The organism is Sphingobium sp. KKT206, assembly GCF_055640555.1.
In genome coordinates this window covers 2743958-2761105 of record NZ_CM145764.1, presented here as the reverse complement: position 1 = coordinate 2761105, position 17148 = coordinate 2743958, and the positions used below count along the sequence as shown (strand labels likewise).

The 17148-nt window shown below is 62.5% G+C and carries 15 protein-coding genes and 2 pseudogenes; 10 read left to right on the top strand and 7 right to left on the bottom strand.

What is annotated here, in order from left to right; genetic code table 11:
• The first annotated feature begins 11 nt into the window (after positions 1-11).
• The 9 genes and pseudogenes from bluB (at position 12) to cobU (ending at position 7275) form a co-directional block, all read left to right on the top strand.
• Positions 12-605 carry a 5,6-dimethylbenzimidazole synthase gene (gene bluB, locus ACZ2HM_RS13385; protein ID WP_235209846.1) on the top strand — a complete coding sequence of 198 codons (594 nt, stop codon included), beginning with the start codon at positions 12-14 and terminating at the stop codon, positions 603-605.
• Between the two features lie 25 nt (positions 606-630).
• Positions 631-1038, top strand: coding sequence for a DUF1636 domain-containing protein (locus tag ACZ2HM_RS13380; RefSeq protein WP_037472918.1), 408 nt, complete (start codon positions 631-633; stop codon positions 1036-1038).
• On the top strand, positions 1035-2051 hold the full coding sequence (cobT, locus tag ACZ2HM_RS13375) for a nicotinate-nucleotide--dimethylbenzimidazole phosphoribosyltransferase (protein ID WP_470425422.1): 1017 nt from the start codon (positions 1035-1037) through the stop codon (positions 2049-2051). Before ACZ2HM_RS13380 ends, cobT begins: the two co-directional genes overlap by 4 nt.
• Entirely contained in the window at positions 2048-2629 is a 582-nt protein-coding gene (locus ACZ2HM_RS13370; RefSeq protein ID WP_037476294.1) for a histidine phosphatase family protein, read from the top strand. The genes cobT and ACZ2HM_RS13370 overlap by 4 nt, the downstream gene beginning before the upstream one ends.
• Positions 2626-3354 (top strand): adenosylcobinamide-GDP ribazoletransferase, encoded by a 729-nt coding sequence (cobS, locus tag ACZ2HM_RS13365; protein ID WP_037476296.1) that lies wholly within the window; start codon positions 2626-2628, stop codon positions 3352-3354. Before ACZ2HM_RS13370 ends, cobS begins: the two co-directional genes overlap by 4 nt.
• Complete coding sequence (cobD, locus tag ACZ2HM_RS13360; protein WP_470425421.1) at positions 3351-4334, top strand: threonine-phosphate decarboxylase CobD; 984 nt, start codon at positions 3351-3353, stop codon at positions 4332-4334. Before cobS ends, cobD begins: the two co-directional genes overlap by 4 nt.
• Positions 4327-5276, top strand: a pseudogene (gene cbiB, locus ACZ2HM_RS13355) (adenosylcobinamide-phosphate synthase CbiB). The gene cobD and the pseudogene cbiB overlap by 8 nt, the downstream one beginning before the upstream one ends.
• On the top strand, positions 5264-6751 hold the full coding sequence (locus tag ACZ2HM_RS13350) for a cobyric acid synthase (RefSeq protein WP_470425420.1): 1488 nt from the start codon (positions 5264-5266) through the stop codon (positions 6749-6751). The pseudogene cbiB and the gene ACZ2HM_RS13350 overlap by 13 nt, the downstream one beginning before the upstream one ends.
• The gene (cobU, locus tag ACZ2HM_RS13345) at positions 6748-7275 is read left to right on the top strand and encodes a bifunctional adenosylcobinamide kinase/adenosylcobinamide-phosphate guanylyltransferase (protein WP_037476300.1); all 528 of its coding nucleotides are present in this window, start codon (positions 6748-6750) and stop codon (positions 7273-7275) included. Before ACZ2HM_RS13350 ends, cobU begins: the two co-directional genes overlap by 4 nt.
• Before the next feature lie 645 nt (positions 7276-7920).
• Here cobU and ACZ2HM_RS13340 read toward each other — a convergent pair.
• From ACZ2HM_RS13340 to ACZ2HM_RS13310, 7 genes and pseudogenes are all read right to left on the bottom strand, one after another.
• A protein-coding gene (locus tag ACZ2HM_RS13340) for an IS630 family transposase (protein ID WP_333977088.1) occupies positions 7921-8978 on the bottom strand; the annotation gives its coding sequence in 2 pieces (ribosomal slippage) (positions 7921-8490 and positions 8493-8978; 1056 coding nt in all).
• An 87-nt stretch (positions 8979-9065) separates the two neighbouring features.
• The gene (locus ACZ2HM_RS13335; RefSeq protein ID WP_037478651.1) at positions 9066-10109 is read right to left on the bottom strand and encodes an IS110 family RNA-guided transposase; all 1044 of its coding nucleotides are present in this window, start codon (positions 10107-10109) and stop codon (positions 9066-9068) included.
• A gap of 78 nt (positions 10110-10187) precedes the next feature.
• Positions 10188-11224, bottom strand: a pseudogene (locus tag ACZ2HM_RS13330) (IS630 family transposase); the annotation flags it as partial.
• Between the two features lie 547 nt (positions 11225-11771).
• The gene (locus tag ACZ2HM_RS13325) at positions 11772-12401 is read right to left on the bottom strand and encodes a 3'-5' exonuclease (protein ID WP_470425419.1); all 630 of its coding nucleotides are present in this window, start codon (positions 12399-12401) and stop codon (positions 11772-11774) included.
• Positions 12402-12496: 95 nt separating this feature from the next.
• Positions 12497-13264: an IS21-like element ISSsp5 family helper ATPase IstB gene (gene istB / locus ACZ2HM_RS13320; protein WP_007686288.1), complete on the bottom strand. Its 768-nt coding sequence runs from the start codon at positions 13262-13264 to the stop codon at positions 12497-12499.
• Positions 13261-14754 (bottom strand): IS21 family transposase, encoded by a 1494-nt coding sequence (gene istA, locus ACZ2HM_RS13315; protein WP_011950768.1) that lies wholly within the window; start codon positions 14752-14754, stop codon positions 13261-13263. Before istA ends, istB begins: the two co-directional genes overlap by 4 nt.
• A gap of 76 nt (positions 14755-14830) precedes the next feature.
• Positions 14831-16000, bottom strand: a complete 1170-nt coding sequence (locus tag ACZ2HM_RS13310; protein WP_470425418.1) for a tyrosine-type recombinase/integrase — start codon at positions 15998-16000, stop codon at positions 14831-14833.
• A 190-nt stretch (positions 16001-16190) separates the two neighbouring features.
• Between ACZ2HM_RS13310 and ACZ2HM_RS13305 the strand changes: the two genes are divergently transcribed.
• Positions 16191-17057, top strand: a complete 867-nt coding sequence (locus ACZ2HM_RS13305; protein ID WP_470425417.1) for a hypothetical protein — start codon at positions 16191-16193, stop codon at positions 17055-17057.
• Positions 17058-17148 lie beyond the last annotated feature (91 nt).

Below are 17148 nucleotides of genomic sequence, written 5' to 3'. Positions count from 1 at the left end.
AATTCACGCAATTGCTACGCTGGCGGCGCGATGTGCGGCAATTCGACCGCCGCGCCGTGGCGGAAGCTGACATGCGCGTGCTGCTGGCCTGCGCCGCGCTGGCGCCGTCGGTCGGCAATGCCCAGCCGTGGCGCTTTGTGCGCGTGCGGACGCCGGACATACGGGAGGCGCTGGCCGCGCATGCCGATGGGCAAAGCGCCCATGCGGCAGAGCGCTATGCCGGGCAGGCGCGGTACGATCACTACCTGTCGCTCAAGCTGCACGGACTGCGTGAGGCGTCCGAACTGATCGCGGTGTTCTGCGACGAACAGCCCGAGGCGGGGCACGGTCTTGGCATTGCCACCATGCCCGAAATGTTGCGCTATTCGTGCGTGCTGGCGATCCACAATCTGTGGCTGGCGGCGCGGCTGCGCGGGCTTGGCCTTGGCTGGGTGTCGATCGTTGATCCACCGGCGGTCCATGCCCTGCTCGACGTTCCCGCCACCTGGTCGCTGATCGCGCTGTTGTGCATCGGTTACCCGGCAGACACGTCCGATACCCCCGAACTGGAACAGCGCGGCTGGCAGCAGCGTGAGCCGTGGGCTGACCGGGTGTTCGAACGATGATTTTCAATCAAAGGACCAGAAAACCATGCTGATACCCGTGGAGGATGGCCCCGCTATCGTGGCCTGCAACACCTGTCGCCACAGCGCCGACGCGCGTGAGGATGACGGCGGGATGCGCGGCGGCGCGCAGATGGTGGCGGCGCTGCGCTCGGTTCAGGAAAGCGACGCGCGCTATGCCGGGGTCGCCGTGCAAGAGATGCCGTGCCTGTTCGCCTGCACCGATTTCTGCACCATCCACCTGCGCGCACCGGGCAAGGTCGGCTATGTGCTCGGCCGGTTCACGCCGGACGAGGACGCCGCCACCGCCATTCTGGACTATGCCGTCCACTATGCCGCCAGCGAGCATGGCCGGGTGCCGTTCAAGCAATGGCCGCAAGGGGTGAAGGGCCATTTCATCACCCGCACCCCGCCGCAGGGCTTCGTCACAGAATGAGCCGGTTTGCCACGCTGGCCGCGTTTGAAGCGGCGCTGGAGCATATGCCCGTGGCCGATGCGGACGCCATGGCCGCTGCACGCGCGCGGCAGGCCATCCTGACCAAGCCGGCCGGATCGCTGGGCCGGCTGGAAGACATTGCCGTGTTTATGGCCGGATGGCAGGGCATAGCGCAGCCGGTGATCAAACAGGGTCGCGCGGCGATCTTTGCTGGCAATCATGGTTTCGTCGTCCACGGGGTCAGCGCCTTTTCCGCCAGCGTGACCGCCGCGATGGTCGGCAATTTCACTACTGGCGGCGCGGCGATCAACGCACTGGCCGGGGCGGCCGGACTGGATCTGCGGGTGGTTGCACTCGATCTCGACCGGCCCACGGCGGATTTCACCGTCGCTGCGGCAATGGACGAGACGGAGTGCCTTGCTGCACTTTCTGCCGGAGCGGCGGTGGTGGAGCCGGGGCTGCACCTGCTGGTCGTCGGCGAAATGGGCATTGGCAATTCGACCGCCGCCGCCGCGCTCTGCGCGCGCAGCTATGGCGGCGCGCCCGCGCAATGGGTCGGGCCGGGCACGGGGGTTGATGCGGGCGGAATCGCGCGCAAAGTGGCGGTGGTGGAACAGGCACTGGCCTGTCATACCAATGTGCCGGACACCCCGTTTGAGACTTTGCGCCGGTTGGGCGGGCGCGAAATCGCCGCGATTGCCGGGGCCGTGCTGGAGGCGCGCCGCCTGCGTATTCCGGTGGTGCTGGACGGGTTCATCAGCTGCGCCGCGCTGGCGCCGCTGGCCGCCGCCGTTCCGGCGATCACTGATCATTGCCTGGCGGGGCACTGCTCGGCTGAACCGGGGCATATCCGACTGCTGGGGCATTTGGGCCTTGATCCCCTGCTGTCGCTGGGGATGCGATTGGGCGAAGGCAGCGGCGCGGCACTGGCGGTGTCGGTAATCCGGGCAGCGCTGGCCACGCACAATGGTATGGCGACATTTGCCGAGGCCGGGGTGGCAGACGGCTTGTGAGCAGCTTTTCACTTTACCTCTTGCGCCACGGCGAACCGGAAGGCGCGGGGCGGCTGATCGGCCGCACCGATGCGCCGCCTGTTGCCACAGGTATCGCGGCCTGCGCCGATCAGGCGCGGGATCTGGCGGCGGAAGTTCTGATCGCTTCCGACCTTTCCCGTGCGCGTTTGGCGGGCGAGGCCATCGGGCTGGAGACCGGCGTGCCGCTGTCAATCGATCCGCGCTGGCGCGAGCTGGACTTTGGCGCATGGGAGGGGATGGCGCCGGGCGATGTCGAAGGCGCGGCGCTGGCGCGATTCTGGGACGATCCCGATGGCCATGCGCCGCCCGGTGGAGAACGCTGGTCGGCGCTGGTGGACCGTGTGTCCGCTGCCATTGGCGATCTGGCCGCCCGGTCGACGCTGATCGTCACGCACGCAGGCGCGATGCGGGCAGCAGTGGCGGTGCTTTGCGGGTTTGATGTGCGCCAGACCTGGGCAGTTGATCTGCCCTACAACGGCCTGCTGGCGTTGCGCGTCTGGCCCGCTGAGGGACCGGGCGAGCGCCCCACAGCACAGATCGCGGGGCTTTATCCGTGAGGGGCTTCATCATCGCCCTGCAGTTTCTGACGCGCTTGCCGACACCCGTGGTTGTCGTTGACGATGCCGCCTTCGCCCGATCCATGCGGTGGTTTCCCGCTGTAGGCCTGGTTATTGGTGCAGCGGTTGCGGGAGCCGCATGGGCAGGCGCGCTGGTCGATCACCGGCTGGGCGCATTGGCCGCGCTGATCGTCTGGGTGGGCGTGACCGGCGCGCTGCACCTTGATGGCCTGGCCGACCTCGCTGATGCCAGCGGCGCGGCGCATAAAGATCGCGAGCGGCTGCTGGCCGTTATGGCCGATCCTCATGTCGGCAGCTTCGGCGTTGTCGCGATTGTGCTGCAACTGCTGAGCAAGTTGGTGCTGCTGGATATGCTGGTGGATGCACGGGCGTTTGGCGCGCTGGTACTGGTGCCGTTTGCCGCGCGCATCGGCCCGCTGGTGTGGACATGGTGGCTGATGCCGCTGCATCAGGGGCTGGCGGCTCGATTCCGTTCCGCGATCGGCCCGATCGATCTTGCGGGCTGGGCGGCCGCGCTGGCTGCGGCGGCGTGGTTCACTCCGGCGCTGCTTATCACACCATTGCTCGTTCTGTGGTGGGGGAGGCACGTGCGCCGCGCATTGGGCGGGATTTCCGGCGATGGCCATGGTGCAGGCATCGAGTTGATCGAAACCGGCTTGCTGCTGAGCGTGGCAATCACGGGCCTATGGATACACACGACATGAACAGCTTCAGTTTTCACGGCGGCAGGTTGGCCGATGCCATGGCGCAGTTCGGCATGGGCAAGGCGCCGTGGGTCGACCTGTCCACCGGCATCAATCCGCTTGGCTGGCCCGGCGCGGGCGATCTGGCGATGGACTGGCAGGCGCTGCCCGACGCGGGCGCGCTGGACGATCTGGAGGCCGCTGCCGCTGCCCATTTCGGCACGGACCCGGCCCATGTTTGCGCGGTGCCGGGCACCGAGATCGGCCTGCGGATGTTGGGCGACATCGTGCCCGGCCCCGCTATCCATGCCCAGCCCAGCTATCGCACCCATGGCGAGATGATTCCCCGCAGCCGTCCCGTAGCCCTGACCGAATTGGCGGGGACAGAGGAAGCGACCCTCATCCTCGCCAATCCCAACAACCCCGATGGGCAGATCACCCCGCCCGCGACGCTGCTGGGCTGGCTGGAGGCGCGGCGCGACAGCGCAGCGTGGCTGGTCGTGGACGAAGCCTTTGCCGATGCCGCCCCGCACAGCAGCCTTGCCGCCCATGTGCAGGACGAACAGCGGCTGATTATCTTCCGCTCGTTCGGCAAATTCTTCGGGCTGGCCGGGGTGCGGCTCGGCTTTGTGCTGGGACCGCGCGCGCTGATCGCGCAATATCGGCAGCGGCTGGGCAGTTGGCCGCTATCGGCAGCGGCGCTGGCCATCGGCACAGCGGCATATCAGGATGTGGACTGGACAGCCGCCATGCGGATGGCCCTGCGCGAACAGGCCACCGCGCTGGATACGGTGCTGGCGCGGCGGGGCTTCAGCGCGATAGGCGCCTGCCCACTGTTCCGGCTGATCGAAACCGACGATGCCGCCGCGCTGTTCGAACGCCTTGCGCGACATGCCATCCTGACGCGGCCGTTCGATTACGATCCGCGCTGGCTGCGCGTGGGCCTGCCCGCCGACCGAGAGGCGCTGGATCGCCTTGATGCGGCGCTGGCTGATGATTGATCTGACTGCTTTCCTGGCCTTGGTGCTCGACGCGGCAGTGGGCTGGCCTCAGCCGCTGTATCGCCGGATCGGCCATCCGGTGGGCATTTTTGCGCGGATTATCGCCGCGCGGGAACGGCGCTGGAATGTCCCCTCGCGTTCCGATGGACAGCGGCGCATGGCCGGGGCGGTCACCGTCCTGATCCTGCTGGGTATGGCGGGCGGTGCGGGCTGGATGCTGCAAAGTCTGCTCGTGGCAATCGCCGGGCCGTGGGCCTGGCCCCTGATCGCTGTGCTGGCCTGGCCGGGTCTGGCGCAGCGCAGCCTGTACGACCACGTCCGCCCCGTTGCCGATGCGCTGGAGCGGCAGGATCTGCCCGCCGCGCGCGCCGCTGTCGGCATGATCGTTGGCCGTGATACGACGGCGCTTGATGAAGCGGGTGTTACCCGCGCGGCGATCGAGAGTCTGGCGGAAAGTTTCTGCGACGGGGTGGTCGCGCCGTTGTTCTGGCTGCTGGTGCTGGGGCTGCCCGGTATCTGGGCCTATAAGGCGATCAACACCGCCGACAGCAGATTTGGCACCGCGAGGAGCAATGGCGCGCCTATGGTTGGGCTGCGGCCCGCACCGACGATGCGATGAACCTCATTCCAGGGCGCCTGTCGGGATTTCTGATCTGCCTGTGCGGCGGGGGTGGCTGGCGGATATTGTTGCGCGATGCTTCCAGGCACACCTCGCCCAATGCGGGCTGGCCCGAGGCCGCGATGGCCGGGGCGCTGGGGCTGCGCCTAGCCGGGCCAATTGCCTATGACGGAATTGTTTCGGACAAGCTCTGGATTGGGGAGGGAGGCCGCCCGGCCCGGACAGAGGATATGCGGCGCGGATTGGGCGTCTACGCCCGTGCATGTCTGTGCCTGTGGTTGATGGCGGCCGGAATTGCAGGAGGTGCAGCATGGGCGCTATAATGCTTCAGGGCACCGGCTCTGATGTGGGCAAATCGGTGCTGGTGGCGGGGCTGTGCCGCGCCCTAGTGCGGCGGGGCTTGCGGGTCTTGCCGTTCAAGCCGCAGAATATGTCGAACAATGCGGCTGTCACCAGCGATGGCGGCGAGATCGGCCGGGCGCAGGCCTTGCAAGCGATAGCCTGCAAGGTGGAGCCGCATACGGACATGAACCCGGTACTGCTGAAACCACAGGCCGATCGCACATCGCAACTGATCGTGCATGGCCGGGTGCGCGGCACATTGGGCGCGGGCAATTTTCGGCAGGCACGGGGCGCGCTGCTGGGTGAAGTTATGGCGAGCTACGACCGGCTCCGCCGGGCGTGCGATATTGTCGTGGCCGAGGGTGCGGGCTCTCCTGCGGAAATCAACCTGCGCGCTGGCGACATCGCCAATATGGGCTTTGCGCGAGCGGCAGGCGTGCCCGTCGTGCTGGTCGGCGATATTGATCGCGGCGGAGTCATTGCCGCCATCGTCGGCACGAAGACGATCATCGACCCGGCGGATGCCGCGATGATCAAGGGCTTCATCATCAACAAGTTCCGGGGCGATCCCGCACTGTTCGCCGATGGTTATCGCCAGATCGAGAGCCTGTCGGGCTGGCGCGGATTCGGCGTGGTGCCGTGGCTGGGCGCGACCGCACGGCTGCCAAGCGAGGATGCCGTGGTGCTGGAGCGCGGCAAGGCGCGCGCGGGGGGCCGCAAGCTGATCGCCTGTCCGATCCTGCCGCGCATATCCAATTTCGATGACCTCGATCCGCTGAAGCTCGAACATGGTGTGGACCTGCACATGGTTCCGCCCGGCCAGCCGATCCCGGCAGAGGCCGCGCTCATCATCCTGCCCGGGTCAAAGGCGACCATCGCCGATCTGGCCGCTCTGCGCGCAGAGGGCTGGGACATCGATATTCTGGGGCATCACCGGCGCGGCGGGCTGATCTTTGGGCTTTGCGGTGGTTACCAGATGCTCGGCAAAAGCATCGCCGATCCCGATGGTCTGGAAGGCCCGCCCAGCACCGCAACCGGCCTCGGCCTGCTCGATGTCGAAACGACCTTGCACGCACACAAGGCGCTGCGTCCGGTCAGCGGTATGGCGATGGGCGCGCCTTTTCATGGGTATGAAATGCACATGGGGCAAACCAGCGGGCCGGACCCGCAGCGGCCCTTCGCCCTGCTTTCCGATGGACGCCGTGATGGCGCGATAAATGCGGGCGGAACGGTGTTTGGTTCTTATGTCCACGGCCTGCTGGCCGATGCGGAGTTGCGCCGAGCGCTGCTGTCGCGCATGGATGTAGAAGCCGGGGGCGTGGACTATGGCTTCACCGTCGAGGCGGCGCTGGACGAGATCGCAGCCGCGCTGGAGGAGCATCTCGATATCGACGCGCTGGTGGCGATGGCGATGGCGGAACCACCCGCCTCCGTCCCAGCGAGAGACAGCGCATGAGCAGTGCCTTGCCCCATTTGCTGGTGCTGGGCGGAGCGCGTTCGGGCAAAAGCCGCTTTGCCCAGGGCCGGGCAGAGGCCCTGACAGGTAAACTGGTCTATCTGGCGACAGCGCAGGCCTTCGATGATGAGATGCGCGAGCGAATCGAGCTGCACCGCGCCGATCGCGGTCCGCGCTGGTCAACTGTCGAGGCACCGCTGGACCTGGCGGTGGCAATCACGGCATATAGCACGCCGGAAACGGTGGTGCTGGTCGATTGCCTGACGTTGTGGGCTTCGAACCTGATGCTAGCGGAACGCGATACTGCTACCGCTACAGACGGACTGGCGCGCTCGCTTTCAGCCGCACGGGGGCCGGTCATTCTGGTCGCCAACGAAGTGGGTCTGGGCATTGTACCCGACAACGCCCTTGCCAGAAGGTTTCGCGATGTTGCGGGCCGCATCAATCAGGAAATAGCGGCAGTGGTTGAAGAGGCAGTCATAATGTTCGCCGGCCTTCCCTTGACGCTGAAACCTAAAGGATGAGCGGCTAGCCATACCACTTGCCACTGTGCAACTCGGAGGGGCAGGTGGTATGGAGCAAAGCTAGATCCAGCGTGTCGGTGACGCCGCCGGCCATCACTGTGGTGCACAGCTTCCACTAGATGATGTAGCGGGAATAACGGTGTCTGCGGCTCGCTGATTAGCGAGTACGCCTTCGGACGCGGGGATCCCCGACCGCAGAGGTAATCACCGAAGCGCGCCAGTGCTCGACTGTCGACCGGTCTTGACAGCCTGGCCCGATTTTATCCCGGTGTTGCACCTGATACCAACCTGCATTGATCACGACCCACGTGCCCATTTGCGGCGTCCAATTGTCATGATGCGCCATATGTGGACGGCCCCCTCCCTGCAAGATTTGGCAGATAATATTGATCGGATCGCTTGCGTTCATATGTCCGGCCTGTGGGTGCGTTCGCACATGAACGCTGGCCAAGATGGTTTCCGCGACACGAGTTCCAAACAAGGCTGCGACCTGCAACGGCCACTGGCGCATACGGGCTATCACGCGTCTCGGATCGATCGATCCACCATCTGCTGTTTCTTGCAAGTTCACGCATCAGTTCAGGATGGTAGCTCTGACTGTCCGCTCACCATCGCTGCCTGATCTCTTATACCAAGATTCATTGATCAGAACCCGTGTGCCCAGTCTCGGAGACCGATGGACATGATCTTCCACGGCCGATCGACGAGCTGATTCCAGGCGTAGGTGCAGTGATCGACAATCTCTTCGTAGGAACCGAACACCCGGTTCGACAGCCAATTGTCACGCATGAATTGCCAGATGTTTTCCTGCGGATTGAGTTCGGGGCTTTTCGAAGGGATTGGCACGATAGAGATATTGGACGGAAGTATGAGTTTTGGGGTCAGGTGCCAACCGGCTTGGTCCATGAGGAGTACCGCGTGAGCGCCGGGCGCAACCGCCAATGAGATTTCTGCCAAGTGAAGGTTCATCGTGTCGGTATTGCAAAATGGCAGGATGAGCCCTGCCGCCTTTCCCTCCTGGGGACAGATTGCACCAAAGATATAGGCGGATTTCGTGCGCTGATCCTGTGGTGCCGAGGGGCGTGTCCCCCGTTTCGCCCATCGCCGCGTGATCTTGTTCTTTTGTCCGATACGGGCCTCGTCCGTGAACCAAATTTCTACAGGTGTACCGCGCGGGAGGGACGCTCTGACCTTGTCCAACTCGGCGGCGAAGCCCCCCTTTTGAAGGCCTCGATCGCCTCTGGATCCTGAGCATGATGTTTGGGCCGCGCCGAAAGTTTGCGGTAGCCAAGCGCTCGTAGTTCGCGGCTCAATGTTGGCCTTGAGACTGACACACCAAATTCGTCCCAAAGCAATTGTGCCAGATCGATGATCCGCCACCGGACCACCCCATGAGCCGCCGGGATAGGACCGCTTTCGATTGCCTCTACCAGGGCCGCGCGATGGGTCGCATTCAGGATCGACGGCTGCCCAGGGGCTTTGCGGTCAATCAATCCGTCGGGCCCGGTTGCGTTGAACTTCACAACCCAGTCGCGGATGATCTGCAACGTCACGCCGCCGATCCGCGCCCCTTCCGTTCGGCTCGCTCCCTCATAGATCGCCGCCAGCGCAAGCAACCGCCGGGCCTGACCCCCATCTTTCGATCTACGAGCCGCTGCCCTGGTCGCGGCGGCGTCAAAATCGGGACGAAGAGGGATCGGCATGGCAAAACTCCAACTGTTCGCCATGTTGAATCAAGCCGCGCGCCTCTTGGCAACCCCCTCCAGAGTCACGCTCTCAGAGATTTGGTATTATGCCGTGCATTTCAACTCTGATAGCACGACGCTTTTTCGATAAGTTTCGCCGGTGGCCATCATTTTCCAAGCGATCCGCGCAATTTTGTTCGCCAATGCCACGGCCACCAGCTTGGGCGGTTTGCGTTTGAGCATGGAGAGCAGCCAGGGCGTGGCATTTTTTCCGCTTCCATCCCTGACACGTCGAAGCAATGATGTGGCCCCGACCACCAGTATACTTCGCAATGCTTCGTCGCCAGCGCGCGTGATAACGCCCTGCCTTGCTTTGCCGGCGGTTGAGTGATCCTTCGGGGTCAGGCCTAGCCAAGCTGCAAATTGACGCCCCGACGCGAAGAGTTCCGGGGCGGGCGTTTTCATCATGAGAAGCGATGCGCCAATCGGCCCGACGCCTGGAATTTGGGCCAGGCGTCGGCTGCACTCATTTTTGCGGTGCCATGCTAGTAGCTTTGCCTCGACGTCTTCAAGCTGCCGTTCCAACTGTTGGTATTCGCTGGCGTGCAACGCGAAGAGTTCGCGTGCCAATGTCGGAACGGTCTCATCGGTTGCAGTGCGTTCGAGCAGCGGCTCGATCTTGTATATGCCCTTGGCTGTGGTTAGTCCGAACTCGGCAGCGTAGCCGCGGATCGCATTGGCGAGTTGGGTTCTGCTTCTCACCAGCCTGTCGCGCATTCCGACCAGCATTAGCGCTGCCTGCTGTTCTGCGGTCTTTACCGGCACGAAGCGCATTGTCGGGCGGCTCATGGCCTCGCACAGCGCCTCGGCATCGGCGGCATCATTCTTGCCGCGCTTCACGTACGGCTTTGCCAATTGTGGTGCGATCAGCTTCACCTCATGACCGAACGAGCCCAGCAGGCGGGCCCAATGATGTGAGGCGCCGCACGCCTCGATGGCGACCACCGTTGACGGCAGCTTCTGGAAGAAGTCGATCATTTCCTTGCGTCGCAGCTTCTTGCGCAAAATCGGCTGTTCCGCTGCATTCACACCGTGCAGCTGAAAGAGATGTTTTGACGTATCCATGCCAATGCGGATAATCTGTTCCATGGGCGGTCTCCTTCGATCGAAATCTAACGACTCACTCTGGCACATTCTGATGCCATACGGAGGCCGTCCACCCCAGCAGGGCTGATCGATCAGCCTGTTCCAGGCTTCGCAGCAAAGGTCGACGATGTTGTCGTGGGACGTGAAGATGCGGTTGGATAGCCAGTTATCGCGCATGAATTGCCAGATATTTTCGACCGGGTTGAGTTCAGGACATTTTGGCGGCACCGGAACGATGCTGATATTATCGGGTACTTCCAGCTTCCCGGTCATGTGCCATCCGGCCTGATCCATCAGCAGCACGCCGTGGGCACCTGGTTCGATAGCGAGCGATATCTCCGCCAGGTGCAGCGACATGGTCTGGGTATTACAGAAGGGCAGGACCAAGCCAGCGCCCTTGCCAAGCTCAGGGCAGATAACGCCGGGCCGAAGGCGGGCGTAGCCCAACATGTAGGCTGATTTGGTCCTCTGATCCTTGGGCGCTGAAGGCCGGGTGCCGCGCCTGGCCCAGCGGCGGGTGATCTTGTTTTTCTGGCCGATACGGGCCTCGTCCTGGAACCATACCTCTATGGGCGTGTCGCGCGAGAGGGCGGCTTTAATCTTTGCCAGCTCGGCTGCAAAGCCCCCTTTTTGAAGTCCTCCATCGCATATTCGTTCTGGGCATGGTGACGTGGGCGTGCCGTCAATTTGACATAGCCCAGCTTTTTCAATTCTCGCCCTACGGTCGTTTCCGTCAGAGACACCCCAAATTCGTCATGAAGCCACCGCGCCAGGTCGATCAGCCGCCAACGCACAACTCCATGGATCGCTGGTATCGGTCCACTTTCAACGACCTCCGCGAGCGCTTGGCGCTGGATATCATTCAGCAAGGGCGGCTTGCCTGGGGCCTTGCCGTCAAGGAGGCCGGCTGGACCTCGGGCGTTGAACCGCATCACCCAATCCCGCACGATCTGCAGGGTCACTCCGCCGATGCGCGCGGCATCGCTGCGGTTCGCGCCATCATAGATTTCAGCCAAAGCTAGCAGTCGGCGTCCCTGGTTCGCACTCTTCGTCGTCCGCGCCAGTCGCCTCAAGCCCGCTGCATCAAAGTCGTCTCGCAATCCAATCGCTGCACCCATGACAATGCCCTCCAACCCGAAGACATAGATTCATAGTTTCGCCGCTTTGGGAATCCCCCACGTGAGTCAGCATCACGGACGGATGGTATGAGCCGGAAACCTCTTGCCCCAGACCCCCATCCGCCCCATCTCACGCTAGCTAAGGCGGGTTGCGGCGAAGCCTGCCGTTTGAGCGTCGCACGTCGAACGGCAGCATTGTCTCACGACCCGGCGTTCGCCCCCCGGCAAAACCGACCCATTCCGGCCTTTCAGCAGGAGAATTTCGCCTCCTAGGTGCAGACCGTCCACTATTTTGGCGGCTGACCGCTTTGGAGCGACCCGACCAACTGAAATAGCCGACTCTCGTTCGCACTACTGCCTTCCTAAGCTCGAAAAGATGCTTGTTCTTCATCGCACGCGCATATCGCCGCTCAGGACATTAAACGAAGAGGCCATCAAACAATACTCGTGCGTCGCCTGGGCTTTTTATGTCTGGCCGGAGAATCCGCTCGATCCGACTCCGGAATGGCCGCACGGCTCGAACTGCCCTGGACCCATCGCGTTGCGGTTAACCCTGCTGGCTCCGCTTGTAGAGTTCAACGACCCAGGGCGAAGGATTTCCGTCCTGATAGACGATCGCGAGCTCCTTTCGCGGCCGCGTCACGCCAACATAGAAGAGCCGCCGGGCCTCGCGCAGCGCCGTTGGCGTTTTTCGGTCGCGTTGACTTGGGAGCGCCCCGGCGTTCATGCCAAAGAGAATGACCGCATCGAACTCACGGCCTTTTGCGCTGTGCAGCGTACTGAGACTGACGCGGCCCGTTCCCTCAATCCGGCCAGCGAAAATGTTGAGGGCAATGTCCCCGCCGCGCGCAGGATCCGTTCGCGTGGCTATCTCGGAGCAAACGTCCCATTCTCCCTGTGGATTGCGCGCGATCGCGCGCCATGGCGTGACCAATTCGCGCCAGAATCTTTGCAACCAGAAATGGGTGGTCTCGCCGCTGTCAATCCCGCTGCGCAAAAATGCAATCAGCTGGCTTGATAGCATCTGCTCTTCCGCGTCGCTGCTGCGTCCGCCGAACACCAAGGCCTTGGCCTGCGAGAGCAAGCGCGCAAAAGGCGGGTTGGCCTCGCGCCAGCCGCCGGTGGTCCAGCGGGCACACCCCTCAATGATGTCAACGGCGGAGCAAAAGTCGGCCATTCGGCGGCGTAAAACCAGGCCATCGTGTTACATGCCGGGGGGAGTGGCGTGAGGGCGTAGCCCGAGGGCCACTCCCCCCGGCATTGGTGTAATTTTCAGGGTCTGGTTTTGGCCTTGCGGGCCCGGCTGTGCGCGAGGCGATAGCTTTCGCCGTTCATCTCGAGGATGCTGACGTGATGGGTCAGGCGATCGAGGAGCGCGCCTGTGAGACGCTCAGATCCGAAGGTTTCGGTCCATTCGTCGAAGGGCAGGTTGCTGGTGATGAAGGTGGAGCCGCGTTCGTAACGCTGGGAGATCAGCTCGAACAACAGTTCGGCGCCGGTCTTGGAGAGCGGCACAAAGCCCAGTTCGTCGATGATGAGCAGCTTGTATCCGGCCATCTGCTTCTGGAAGCGCAGAAGACGGCGCTCGTCGCGGGCCTCCATCATTTCGCTGACCAGCGCTGCCGCGGTGGTGAAGCCCACCGACAGTCCTTTCTGGCATGCTGCCAGTCCGAGCCCCAACGCTACGTGCGTCTTTCCGGTGCCTGATGGCCCCAGAGCGATGGCGTTCTCACGCCGCTCGATCCACTCGCAGCGCGCCATCTCGAGCACCTGCATCTTGTTGAGCCTGGGGATGGCGGCGAAGTCGAAGCTGTCGAGGCTTTTGACGGCGGGGAAGCGCGCGGCCTTGATGCGCCGCTCGACCATGCGACGCTCCCTGTCGATCATTTCCATCTCGACGAGGCGGGCGAGGAAGCGGATATGATCGACGCCTTCAGCGGCACATTGCCGCGCGAGCTTGTGATGCTCACGCAGGCACGTAGGCAGCTTGAGCGCTTTGAGATGGTGAGCGAGAAGGATCTCCGGGGCCTGATCGCTCATGCGGCCTCCTGCCGGTCGGAGAGCAGGCTCAGATAGGCTCTGGCAAAGGTCTTCTCGACCGTGGTGCGTGGCAGGAAGGGATAGACGTCCAGGTCCAGCCTGGGCGGTACGCGTTCGATCCGGCACAGGACGAGGTGCTTGACGGCATCGAAGCCGATGGCGCCAAGATCGATGGCCTGTTCGACCGCCGCCTGGAGATCGGCGAGGGTGAACGTTTCCAGCAGGCGCAGTACCTGCACATATTCGCGCCTGCCATGTTTGTGCATGCGCCCTTCCATCAACCGCTGCAGTGTCGTGAACGCTTCGGGCAGGTCCCAGCCCTGCAAAGGCGCAGCCTGGTCGAATGCGTTGATCTTCTGCTCGATCAGCGGGAGATAATGGAGCGGGTCGAAGACAACCTCCTCGCGGGCATAGCAACGAGGATGACGGGCGATGACTTCGCTGCGGCAGCCGATCACCACCTCATCGACATAGGCCCTGATCCAGACCTCCTGATGGCCCCAGGCCACCGGAACCGAATAATCGTTGGTCCTGTAGCGCACCAGGGATTGCGAGGAGACCCGCCCGCCTTTCTGATCGCAGGCCTCGAAGGGTGTAGCGGGCAGAGGCTGCATGGCCGCGAGATCGCGCTGCAGCCGCTCACCGATCGTCTCGCTCTGCCCGCGCACCTTGTCCTGCTGGCGCTTGCGGCATTGCTCCTCCAGCCACAGGTTGAACGCCTCCCAGGTCGGGAACTTCGGGATCGGCACCATGAAGTTGCGCCGGCAATAGCCTACCAGCCCCTCCACATTGCCTTTCTCGTTCCCCTTGCCCGGGCGAGCATAGCGGTCGCGGATCACGTAATGTGACAGGAAAGCGCTGAACAGCGTGGCACGCTGCCGCGTGCCGTCGGGCAGGATCTTCGTCACAAGGCAGCGATCGTTGTCATAGACGATCGAGCGCGGTACCGCGCCGAAAAACGCGAAGGCATGCACGTGTCCGTCCACCCAGGCCTCCGCCACCGCCGCCGGATAGGCCCGCACATAGCAGGCATCACTGTGCGGCAGATCGAGCGCGAAGAAGTAGGCCTTCTGCTCCACCCCGCCGATCTCCACCAGCGCTTCCCCGAAATCGGCCTGCGCATCTCCCGCAGGGTGCGCCAGCGGCACGAACATCTCCCGGCTGCGCTGTTCGCGCTCCCGGATGTAATCCTTGATGATCGTATAGCCGCCGGTGAAACCATGCTCGGTGCGCAAACGGTCGAATACCCGCTTCGCCGTATGGCGTTGCTTGCGCGGGACACTGCGGTCACCCTCAAGCCATCCATCAATGATCGCCACAAACCCGTCCAGCTTCGGGCGCTGCGGTACGGACTGGCGCCGGTAACCCGGCGGCGATGAAAACGACAGCATCTTGCGTACCGTTTCGCGCGACACATTGAAACGCTTCGCCGCCGCCCGTTGGCTCATGCCATCCGCGCAAGCCAGACGGACCTGAAGATAAAGTTCCACGCTGTAGATCCCCACACCTCCCTGACTCGGCAGAAAGGCTTCAAGGTGGACGACTTTTACGCCGCCCGCAGCAGGACTATCCCGCCGCTACCGTGGTCGAATATTGCTCCGCCGTTCTCACCCAATAGGCGGACTGGTTATATATGCGACGTACGGACCCGGCCACCATATGTGCCAGTGCGCGCTCGATGGCATCCGGGTTCCATTTGCCGGATTCGTTCAACAGCGATGATGCGGACGTGCGGAAGCCGTGGGCCGTCATTTGCTCTTTGGAATAGCCCATGCGCCGCAATGCCGCGTTGATGGTGTTTTCGCTGATCGGTCTTGCTCGGGTGCGGATCGAAGGGAACACATAGCGCCCGGAGCCGGATAAGGATCGCATTGCTTGCAGTATCGCGAGAGCCTGCCGAGACAGAGGCACCGAATGGGGCTGGCGCATTTTCATTTTTGTTACCGGGATCGTCCAGACAGCTTTGTCGAAATTAACCTCAGCCCATTCCATTTGCCGCAGTTCGCCCGGGCGCTGGAAGACATGAGGTGTGAGTTTAAGGGCGTACATGACGGCGGGATCGCCCTGATAATCCTCGATAGCGCGCAGGAGAGCGCCGAACTCGTTTGGGTCGATGATGGCGGCGAAGTGCTTGACTCGCGGTGTGGTCAATGCGCCGATCAGGAGTTGCGCCGGATCACGTTCGGCACGTGCCGTTGCGACTGCAAAGCGGAAAACGCGGCTGGCAAAGGCGCGCAGCAGATTGGCGGTTTCCAAGCGGCCACGTCGTTCATGCTTCTGCAGTTCATGAAGAAGTTCCTGAGGCGTGATATCGGTGACAGCCCGCTTTCCGAAGTCTGCCCCCATCAGTTTCACAAACCAGCGCATCTTCTCCAGCGTTGGCTCAGCCAACCCCTCACGCGCTTTCTTCTCTATCAATTCCTCGGCCACGCTAGCGAAGCTGTTGCTGGCCCGAATGCTCGCCTCAATGCGGGCTTGTCGTTTGGCTACGTTGGGATCGATCGCATGAGCCAGCTGCCTACGGGCGGCATCCCTGGCAGCGCGCGCCTCGGCCAAGGTAATCTCGGGATACGCCCCGAGCGACAGTTTCCGTTCTACGCCGTCGATCCGGTATTTGATTCGCCACAGCTTGCTGCCTCTTGGATTGACGAGCAGATACAAACCTTGGGAGTCAGTAACCTTGTAAGGCTTATCTGCGGGCTTGGCATTGCGGATAGCGGTATCGGTTAGCACCATTGGGGGCCTCGATTCTGCTGGGGCCTTTTGAGGCCCCCAAATTAGGCCCCAATCATCCGCAATTGCAGGCAAACAAGGGCATCCACTGACAATCAGAGAATGCCCATAAACTACCGGAAATCAGGGATTTTTCAACTGTTGGCAGACGTCGCCAGACAGGATTTTGGAGGCCCCGGCTGGAACCAAATTGGTGGAGAGCGTCAAACACGGTGGCCTTATCGGCACACTCCGCAAAATCGGCACGAACGAACTCGCCGGAGCCACCAAACTCGATGTCGGGAAGCTTTTGGTCCTAGCCACTTCCGGCGCGGCTCTCAATATCGCATCTGCTGTGTTGGCGCAAAAACATCTCGCCGACATCAGCGAGAAGCTCTCGGACATCAAGGAAGCCATCGAGGATGTCGCTACGTTTCAAAAAAACGAGCGTCGATCGGTCCTGACAGGATCGATCCGCTACTTTGAACAGATTGCTGGGTCCGTGCTGTCCGGAGAGCTCTCGGATGAGGTGGTTCACGTCATTGAAATGCACGAGACCAAGCTGCTGGAGGTGCAGGACCATCTTGCCATCGACATCCGCAGCCAAACCGAAGCCCTGAAGATCCTGAAAGATGAGGAGTGGGTCCGACAGGGTAAGTATATAAAGGCGTTGTATGAGCAGCAGTCAGCACTGGACAAACTCTATCGCGAAATGCTGCTGTGCTTACGCGCGCGCGCCTGTGGCTGGCAGCTCTTCTCTGCCTTCCCCGACCGAGAACAGTGTAAATGGGATCGGCTTCAGGATATCAGAGCCTCTGTACTAGCCTTGCTGCCGCAGGGCGAGGCAGCCATTGCGCTGGACCAACTCCTCCGCGAGAAAATCAAAGCCGTCACCAGTGCTAATGAACGCTCCAAAATTTTGCGCAACGAAAACGCTGTGTTAGACCGCATCTCCGCTCAAAGCGCGATTGTGTTCGATGGCCTCCAAACAATCGGCACGGATATCTCCACTCACGACGCCCCCCTCTCGATAGATTTGAAAATTGAAGATGGGGTCATCGTAGCAACGCGTATGCGTTGAGCTGCAAGCAACTCCTCAAATTTTCTGGAGCTGAACAAGGCATCGTGAGGAGCCCGGCTGCCAGTTCTCGGAAGGAAGAACGGTAGGTGTT

What these genes read in the sequence shown, in the direction of transcription:
- ACZ2HM_RS13380 (WP_037472918.1), top strand. Translation starts at nt 631, where the DNA reads ATGCTGATACCCGTGGAGGATGGCCCCGCTATCGTGGCCTGCAACACC.
- cobT (WP_470425422.1), top strand. Translation starts at nt 1,035, where the DNA reads ATGAGCCGGTTTGCCACGCTGGCCGCGTTTGAAGCGGCGCTGGAGCAT.
- cobD (WP_470425421.1), top strand. Translation starts at nt 3,351, where the DNA reads ATGAACAGCTTCAGTTTTCACGGCGGCAGGTTGGCCGATGCCATGGCG.
- ACZ2HM_RS13350 (WP_470425420.1), top strand. Translation starts at nt 5,264, where the DNA reads ATGGGCGCTATAATGCTTCAGGGCACCGGCTCTGATGTGGGCAAATCG.
- cobU (WP_037476300.1), top strand. Translation starts at nt 6,748, where the DNA reads ATGAGCAGTGCCTTGCCCCATTTGCTGGTGCTGGGCGGAGCGCGTTCG.
- ACZ2HM_RS13335 (WP_037478651.1), bottom strand. Translation starts at nt 10,109, where the DNA reads ATGGAACAGATTATCCGCATTGGCATGGATACGTCAAAACATCTCTTT.
- ACZ2HM_RS13325 (WP_470425419.1), bottom strand. Translation starts at nt 12,401, where the DNA reads ATGGCCGACTTTTGCTCCGCCGTTGACATCATTGAGGGGTGTGCCCGC.
- istB (WP_007686288.1), bottom strand. Translation starts at nt 13,264, where the DNA reads ATGAGCGATCAGGCCCCGGAGATCCTTCTCGCTCACCATCTCAAAGCG.
- ACZ2HM_RS13310 (WP_470425418.1), bottom strand. Translation starts at nt 16,000, where the DNA reads ATGGTGCTAACCGATACCGCTATCCGCAATGCCAAGCCCGCAGATAAG.